The organism is Brachybacterium sp. AOP3-A1-3 (genome assembly GCF_052378285.1).
Classification (GTDB): Bacteria; Actinomycetota; Actinomycetes; order Actinomycetales; family Dermabacteraceae; genus Brachybacterium.
Genome location: NZ_JBQSXM010000052.1, coordinates 1 through 1,447, shown reverse-complemented (window position 1 = coordinate 1,447; position 1,447 = coordinate 1). Strand labels below are relative to the sequence as shown.

At 67.7% G+C, this 1,447-nt stretch carries 1 protein-coding gene; it reads left to right on the top strand.

The genetic code is table 11. The annotated features are described in order from the left end of the window. Positions 1–115 precede the first annotated feature (115 nt). On the top strand, positions 116–1,441 hold the full coding sequence (locus tag ACT3T5_RS19530; protein WP_444579998.1) for an ISL3 family transposase: 1,326 nt from the start codon (positions 116–118) through the stop codon (positions 1,439–1,441). Positions 1,442–1,447 lie beyond the last annotated feature (6 nt).

Sequence of the window (1,447 nt, the reverse complement as noted above, 5' to 3'; positions counted from 1 at the left end):
CGGCTCTTCAGAGATGAGTGTGGGCGCGCAGGTGGTGTGGTGTAGCTGGGGATAGACGTCGAGGTCCTCGATGATGAGCGGACTCTTACCTCTGCTCGCACCAAGGACCTCGACAATGCTTAACCATAGTTGCGTATGCCCTGCCGCGCTCGATCGCTGCGACCGATGCGACCTTCTCCTGGACTTCCCCGGCCTCCATCTGGTGGCCGTCTCGAAGACCCGGGCCGGGCTGGTCCTCGAGGTCGAGTCCTGCGACCCGGTGACGGGATGTCCTGGTTGCGGGGTCATCGCCACTGGTCACGGCCGGATCGTGGTTGAGGTGATCGATGCGCCTTGGGCGGGCCGGCCGGTGCGGATTCGCTGGCGCAAGCGCCGCTGGGTCTGCCGCGAGGACGTTTGCGAGGTGGCCACGTTTCTCGAGCAGGACCCGGAGGTTTGCGCCCCGCGGGGCCTGCTGAGCACGCGCGCGATCCGCTGGGCGATCGGTCAGCTCCGCCGTGAGGGAGCGACGATCCAGGGCCTCGCCCGGCAGCTCGGCACGACCTGGAACACGCTCTGGTCCCAGGTCCAGCCCGTCCTGACCCGGGCCGCGGAGGACCCGTCGCGGTTCGAGGACGTGCAGGTCCTGGGCGTGGACGAACACATCTGGCACCACCGTGACCCGCGTCGGCGCGGGCCGAAAGCGCTCACCGGGATGGTGGACCTGACCCGAGGAACCCACCCCACCGCGAGGTTGCTCGATCTCGTTCCAGGCCGGTCCGGGACGGTCTATCGCGACTGGTTGGACGAACGCGGTGAGAGGTTCCGGGAGGGGATCGAGATCGCGACGCTGGACCCGTTCCAGGGATACAAGAACGCGATCGATGACCAGCTCGAGGACGCCACCTGCGTGCTGGACGCCTTCCACATCGTCAAGCTCGCCGGCGCTGCGGTCGATGACGTCCGCCGCCGAATTCAGCAGGAGACCCTCGGCCACCGCGGCCGCAAAGGCGACCCTCTGTTCGGGATCCGGCACATCCTCCGCGCCGGGCGTGAACGTCTCACCACGCGCCAGCAGAACCGCCTGGCCAGGGCATTCTCCGCTCACCCCGATCACGTCGCAGTCGAGGTCGCCTACCAGTGCGCGCAGGACCTCCGAGACGTGTTCCACCAGCCCACACCCGCCCAGGGACGTCGGCTCGCCGAGCGACTCATCGACACTCTGCCGTCCTGCCCGATTCCCGAGATCGCGAGGCTGGGGAAGACGCTGCGCCGCTGGAAGACGGCGTTCCTGGCCTACTTCGATACCGACGGCGCGAGCAACGGCGGCACGGAGGCCATCAACGGGATCATCGAGCTCGGCCGCCGTATTGCCCGTGGGTTCCGGAACTTCGAGCACTACCGCCTCCGAATGCTCCTCATCGCCGGCGGACTCGACGCCTCACCCCACACTCATCTCTGAAGAGCC

What these genes read in the sequence shown, in the direction of transcription:
- ACT3T5_RS19530 (WP_444579998.1), top strand. Translation starts at nt 116, where the DNA reads ATGCTTAACCATAGTTGCGTATGCCCTGCCGCGCTCGATCGCTGCGAC.